This is a genomic window from Corynebacterium sp. HMSC036E10, from assembly GCF_001836265.1.
GTDB classification, from domain to species: Bacteria; Actinomycetota; Actinomycetes; order Mycobacteriales; family Mycobacteriaceae; genus Corynebacterium; species Corynebacterium coyleae.
Window position 1 is genome coordinate 1 of record NZ_KV827995.1, and the last position, 5,614, is coordinate 5,614.

At 60.0% G+C, this 5,614-nt stretch carries 8 protein-coding genes and 1 pseudogene; 4 read left to right on the plus strand and 5 right to left on the minus strand.

The genetic code is table 11. From position 1 onward, the window contains the following. The 3 genes from HMPREF2736_RS12450 to HMPREF2736_RS10575 all read left to right on the plus strand — a co-directional run. A partial coding sequence (locus tag HMPREF2736_RS12450) for a hypothetical protein (RefSeq protein ID WP_168167640.1) occupies nt 1–282 on the plus strand: 282 nt, incomplete at its 5' end. A gap of 222 nt (nt 283–504) precedes the next feature. After that, a complete protein-coding gene (locus tag HMPREF2736_RS10570; RefSeq protein WP_070422461.1) occupies nt 505–789 on the plus strand; it encodes a type II toxin-antitoxin system TacA family antitoxin in 285 nt (94 codons plus the stop codon). Next, nucleotides 779–1,303, plus strand: a complete 525-nt coding sequence (locus HMPREF2736_RS10575; protein ID WP_070829687.1) for a GNAT family N-acetyltransferase — start codon at nt 779–781, stop codon at nt 1,301–1,303. The genes HMPREF2736_RS10570 and HMPREF2736_RS10575 overlap by 11 nt, the downstream gene beginning before the upstream one ends. Here the strand turns inward: HMPREF2736_RS10575 and HMPREF2736_RS10580 are convergent. Genes HMPREF2736_RS10580 through HMPREF2736_RS10595 form a run of 4 tightly spaced genes read right to left on the minus strand, consistent with a single transcriptional unit; the run spans nt 1,300 to nt 4,240 of the window. Then, entirely contained in the window at nt 1,300–2,034 is a 735-nt protein-coding gene (locus HMPREF2736_RS10580) for an amino acid ABC transporter ATP-binding protein (RefSeq protein WP_070829690.1), read from the minus strand. The genes HMPREF2736_RS10575 and HMPREF2736_RS10580 overlap by 4 nt on opposite strands. Further along, nucleotides 2,035–2,706 carry an amino acid ABC transporter permease gene (locus HMPREF2736_RS10585; protein ID WP_070422464.1) on the minus strand — a complete coding sequence of 224 codons (672 nt, stop codon included), beginning with the start codon at nt 2,704–2,706 and terminating at the stop codon, nt 2,035–2,037. It lies immediately after the preceding gene. Next, a complete protein-coding gene (locus tag HMPREF2736_RS10590; protein ID WP_070829692.1) occupies nt 2,696–3,349 on the minus strand; it encodes an amino acid ABC transporter permease in 654 nt (217 codons plus the stop codon). The genes HMPREF2736_RS10585 and HMPREF2736_RS10590 overlap by 11 nt, the downstream gene beginning before the upstream one ends. A 3-nt stretch (nt 3,350–3,352) precedes the next feature. Further along, nucleotides 3,353–4,240 carry a transporter substrate-binding domain-containing protein gene (locus tag HMPREF2736_RS10595; protein ID WP_070829694.1) on the minus strand — a complete coding sequence of 296 codons (888 nt, stop codon included), beginning with the start codon at nt 4,238–4,240 and terminating at the stop codon, nt 3,353–3,355. 322 nt (nt 4,241–4,562) lie between these two features. Here HMPREF2736_RS10595 and HMPREF2736_RS10600 point away from each other — a divergent pair, with 322 nt between their 5' ends. Next, complete coding sequence (locus HMPREF2736_RS10600) at nt 4,563–4,985, plus strand: hypothetical protein (RefSeq protein WP_070829696.1); 423 nt, start codon at nt 4,563–4,565, stop codon at nt 4,983–4,985. A gap of 108 nt (nt 4,986–5,093) precedes the next feature. Here the strand turns inward: HMPREF2736_RS10600 and HMPREF2736_RS10605 are convergent. Next, nucleotides 5,094–5,614 (minus strand): annotated as a pseudogene (locus HMPREF2736_RS10605) (amino acid adenylation protein); the annotation flags it as partial.

Genomic DNA, 5,614 nt, shown 5'->3' on the forward strand with positions numbered 1-5,614 from the left:
CGGAACACCGGTACCAAAAACCCGCATCTGACAATCACCGGTGAAACCTATGCGTTGGAGGTGGAATGCAAGCCCGATAGTCAAGAATTTCAAAACGCTGGTTTTGAAATCCCGATGGTTAAAGAACCGGATGTAGTTCCTCCTCTGTATCGCAGTGCAGTGCTCAACGCGTATCAACAGCGGAAGCTCACGACAGGTAAAACTCTGGAAGTGCTCTTCGGGGCAGTCGCTCAGGAGCAGCTGCCGGAGAGGATTCCACCGCAGGGGAGAAAAGCCTCGTGAGTGAGAGCGGCTGCGCCCGTTGTCTCGTGATTGACACAAGCCACCTCACGCACGAATTTCCTGACAATCTCCGACGCGCCGAAGACCGACGGCGCAAACCGCGGTCGCAAACAGCGCTACCGGATACTCACCACACCGCTACCATTTCCTCCTTTCTAAACACTCTTGCTATCGACATCGATCGTGAGTACATTGTGAGTACATCGCTTTAAGGAGTTTGAAATGGCAGTTAAAGACCGGCGCTTGAACTTGCGTACATCCGCACACCAAGAGGAGTTTTTCCGCAGGGCCGCTGAGGTGACAAACACTTCGGTGTCACAGTTTGTGCTCGACAGTGCCGTGGAGCGCGCATTGATGGTACTTGCTGATCAGCGACTTTTTGTGTTGGGGGAAGAAGGTTTCTCTCGTGTTGAGGAACTTCTCGACCAGCCGGCCGACTTCTCTAAGCTTGGCAAACTTTTCGCTGAGGAGACTCCATTTGGCAAGGAGTTTCAATTTGGCGACTGACGGTGTGCTTCAGCCGCCTCGGAAACTTGTTAAGGCGGATGATCGTTCGAGTTTTCATTGTGGTGAGGTTTCGCTCGATGTGTGGTTTCGCCGCTACGCCATGCAGAATCAACGGGCACACAACTGTGTTGTTTACGTTTCCAAGTGGAATGACCGCGTCGCTGGGTACTATGCGGTCTGTACGGGTGGGATGGTTGCTGGAGCCGCGCCAGAAGCGTTTGCCAAGGGGCGTCCCGATCCGATCCCAGTGTTAATTCTCGCGCGGTTGGCGGTAGATGTGAATGCGCAGGGGAAAGGAGTTGGGAAAGCGCTGCTGAGAGACGCTCTAGCGCGGTGCTTCACTGTGGCTGGAGAAATTGGAGCCGCGGCAGTGGTTGTACACGCGTTGGATGAACACGCGAAACGGTTCTACATGCAGTACGCAGAATTTCAGGAGATGCCGGAGCAACCGTTACATCTCTTGCTACCGATTAGAGGCATCAAACAGTTTATGACCCAGCCCGCCAACCCCTAAAACACCAACTGGTCCAGGAACCGCTGGGCGCGCTCGGACTTCGGGGCGGCGAAGAACTCCTCGGGTGGGGCGATCTCCACGATGCGGCCGGCGTCCATGAATGCGATGCGGTCGGCAACGGCGCGGGCGAACGCCATTTCGTGGGTGACCACGATCATGGTCATGCCGTCCTGGGCGAGGCCAACCACCACGTCGAGGACTTCGCGGACGATTTCGGGGTCGAGGGAGGCGGTGATTTCGTCGAGAAGCAATGCCTTCGGCTGCATCATCAGTGCACGCACGATGGCCACGCGCTGCTTCTGGCCGCCGGACAGTTCGCGCGGGCGAGCGTCGGCCTTCGCGGAAAGCCCCACGCGTTCGAGCAGCGCAACCGCGCGTGAGCGGGCCTCGTCCATATCCGCGCCTTTGACCACCTTGGGGGCGAGCAGCAGGTTCTCCATCACGGTCAGGTGCGGGAACAGGTCGTAGGACTGGAACACCATGCCCACGTCAGAGCGGACGTCCTTGAGTTTGGTCGAGCCGGCGGTGACGTCGCGGCCGTTGATCAGGATCTGGCCGGAATCCACCGGCTCCAACCCGTTGACGGTGCGCAGCAGTGTGGACTTGCCGCAGCCGGACGGGCCGATGATGGTGAGGACTTCGCCGGGGTTGACGGACAGGTTGACGTCGTTAAGCGCCTTGTGCCCGTTGGGGTACGTCTTGGAGACATGCTCGAGCGAGATAAGCGACATCTAGCTCCACCTTTCTTCCAGCTTGCGCGCGGCGAGCGAGATGGGAAAACAGACGAGAAAATACAGCAGGAACACCACGCCGTAGATCCATAGGGCGGCGGACGGGTATTCGAAACGGTTGGCGTCGATGATTTGCTGCGCCACCTTGAGCACCTCCACCACGCCAATCAGCGCGACGAGCGAGGTGGTCATGATCATGCGGTTGGTGAGGTTGATCGTCGCGGGGATCAGCCCGCGCAGCGCCTGCGGCAGCACAACGTGACGATAAAGCGCGCGCCCCTCAATGCCCAGCGCCGCCGCAGAGAGGTACTGGTGGCGCGGCACCGACTCGATAGCGGCGCGCACCAAATCACCGAGCTCAGCTGTGCCCCACAGCGTGAACACGATCACCGCCGCCACCCGCGCATCCAGGTTCAGCCCCCACGCGCGCGTGGCGTCGAAGTACACCAGAAACAGCAGCACCAACTGCGGCATGATGCGCACAAACTGCAGGTAGGTCTGGGTGATCACGCGAACAATTTTGCTTGGCGACGACATCACCACCCCCAACAGCGTCCCCAACACAATCGACAAACCCATCGACGCAAGCGCGATCTGGATGGACACGCCAAGGCCCATGAGGAGGCGTTGGAAGTTGTTGCCGTCGGCGAGGACTTGGAGATCAGAAAACATTCGCGCGCACCTTCTTCTCCACACGTCCCGCGATGAGCGAAACCGGCAGCAAAATGATCAGGTAGAACGTGACCAAAAGCAGCAACGCCTCGCGCGTTTCGTAGGTCTGGCCGATCTGCTCCTTGGCGGTGTAGACCAAATCCGGCAGTGCCACGATGCTGACCACCGAGGTCTCCTTGATCAGGAAGATGATGTTCGCCGTAATCGCCGGCAGCGCAAGCGCCGTGGCCTGCGGGGCGACCACGTGGCGCAGCGCCTGCATCCGCGACATGCCCAGGCTCAAACTGGACTGCAACTGAATCGGGGCAACGCCCTCCAGGCCGGCGCGGATCGCCTCTGCCATGTACGAACCACCCAGGAAGGCCAAGCCCACCACGGCACAGGTCTCGCTCTCCAGCACGATGCCCATCTTGGGCAGGCCGAAGTACAAGAAGAACAATTGCACCAGAAGGGGAGTGTTGCGCGAGAGCTCGATGTACACCCGCGCGATCTGGCTCAGCACGGGCACCTTGAAAAACCGCACCCCGGCCACCAGTGCGCCAACGATAAAGGCGAGCACAATGCCTTTGGCGGCAACCCTCACCGTGAGGACTGCCGCCGAAGCATAAACCGGGATGTTCTCGGTAACGACCGAAAAGTCCATGAGTTAGAGCTGGCCGCCCTCAACGACCAGGTCGTCCGCGGAAACCGCGTCGCCGTACACCGGCTTCAGGGTCTTCTCGTAGGCGTTGTGGAAGAAGTTCTCCTTGCCAAGATCGACCAGTTCGTTGTTCATCCATTCGCGCAGGTCGTCGTTACCCTTCGCCACCGCGCCCGCGATGGTGTCCGTCTCACCCAGCGTCGGGATCGTCGCGGAGAAGCCGTCGGTCTTCCCGGCCCATGCGAGAGCTTCCGTGTTGTCGGTGACCCAGGCGTCGCCGCGGCCGTCGAGAAGCGCGTTCGTCGCCTCGGTGTACTGCTCAAACTTGGTCAGCTTGATCTCCGGGTGGTTCTTCTCCAGGTACGCCTCCGCGGTCGTGCCCTTAACGACGATCACGTTCTTGCCCTCAAGCCCCTCCACGCTATCGATCGGCGCGTTGTCCGGGGTGACCGCACCCAACGACACCTTCATGTACGGGTTGGCGTAATCCACCTTCTCCTGGCGCTCCGGGGTCACCGTGAAGTTAGCCAGGATGATGTCGACCTTGTTCGTGTCCAGGAACTCCACGCGCGAGGCAGCCTCCACCGGCACATACTCGACGTTTACGCCCAGGTCCTCGCCCAAACGATTGCCGTACTCGATGTCATAACCGGCGAACTCGCCGTTCGAATCGACGTAGCCGAACGGGGACTTATCCGAGAACACGCCGATCTTCACCGAACCGGCCTCCTGGATCGTGGCCACGTCGCGGAAACCCGCTGCCGGCTCCGCGCCGTTCGTGGCGTCGGTATCGCCGGACTCCGCGGAGCAGGCGGTGAGGGTAATGGCGGCGAGGACCACGGCGGCGCTGGCTGCGAGGCCCTTGCGGGTGTTGCGGGACGGGAAGAGTGACATGACAGTGAGCTTTCTTTTGTAAAACTACGGCGGCGGATACCGCTTGGTTCAGTAAAAGTACACCAGTCTGTCTAGTTTTGTGAACTGGGGTGTTCGCTTTGTATTCATGCGGCGCGTTTCGGCTGCTAGAAGTCGTTACCAGGAATTCGTTGGTGCGGGGTTGAAGTGGCACGAACGACATCCCGGTAACGACATTTGCGAGGGAGGTACGGTGCAGCCGATTGGTCGGCATCGCTGCATGGCAGTCGAGTTTGGTCTGTACGCAGAGGCGCTAGTGGGTCATAATCGAAGCCGAAGGCTCGAATTGAGGAAGGAGGCGCAAATGGATCAGTTTTATACCTATGAACGCTTTGCACAATGGGTGCAATGTGAACTTGCTGCCGAAAATGATTCCTCTTTTGTGGTGCGTGTGCTGCAGCGTGTTGTGTCAGAGATCCGGGATATTAAAGATCACAAGGAGTTCATAGCGGCGCACCGTGAACCGGATACGACTGGAGATGCAGATTGGGATCGTGTCATTCGAGCTGCTGCTGAGATGACGTACTCCGAACGCTTCCCTGGGGAGAGCCCTGGATGGTCTGCTGAGATTTCCGAACCCCCTGAGGCCTGGTTCTATCCGACGAGTCGTCCTTCTCGGTTCGTTTTCAACCTTGAACGGACTCCGATCTCCTTCCGTAAAAGAAGTATCTGCTTGGGTGAGGGAAATCTACGAACGGCGAAGGATCACGATCGCCCGTGGATCTAACCTGAACGGCAGGGCCGTTCTGCTGCTAGATGTCGTTAGTGCGGCCTGGAAGGAAGCGCGCGGACCACGCGGGAGGGGAAGGGAAGAAAGGGCCCCACACCCCACCGCCTACCGCGGCTCGACGGGGTTGCCTTGCCAGACGGTGTTGGTGGGGACGGAGTCGCCACGCATGACCAGCGAGCCGGGGCCCACGGTGGCGCCGGCGCCGATAACGGAGCCCGGTAGGGAGACGGAGTGGGCGCCGAGGGTGGCAGATGCCTCGATGGTGACGGTGTCCAACGACATCACGCGGTCCTGGAACAGGTGCGTTTGCACGACGGTGCCCGGCCCGACGGTGGCGCCGGCGCCCACGGAACACAGGTCGGTTTCGGGGAACCAGTAGGACTCCACCCACGCGCCGGGCCCAATTTTCACGCCCAGGGCCCGTAGCGCGAGATTCATTTCGCCGGAGCCGGTGGCCCAGTTGAAGAACCAGGGTGCGGCGATGACTTCGATGAACTGGTCTTGCAGTTCGTTAAACCACACGAACCACGAGTACAGCGGGTGTTCGCCGGCGCGGTGTTTGCCCACGAGAACCCACTTCGCCACCACGGCGGAGGCCACCGCGACCACGCCGACGCCCATCCAGG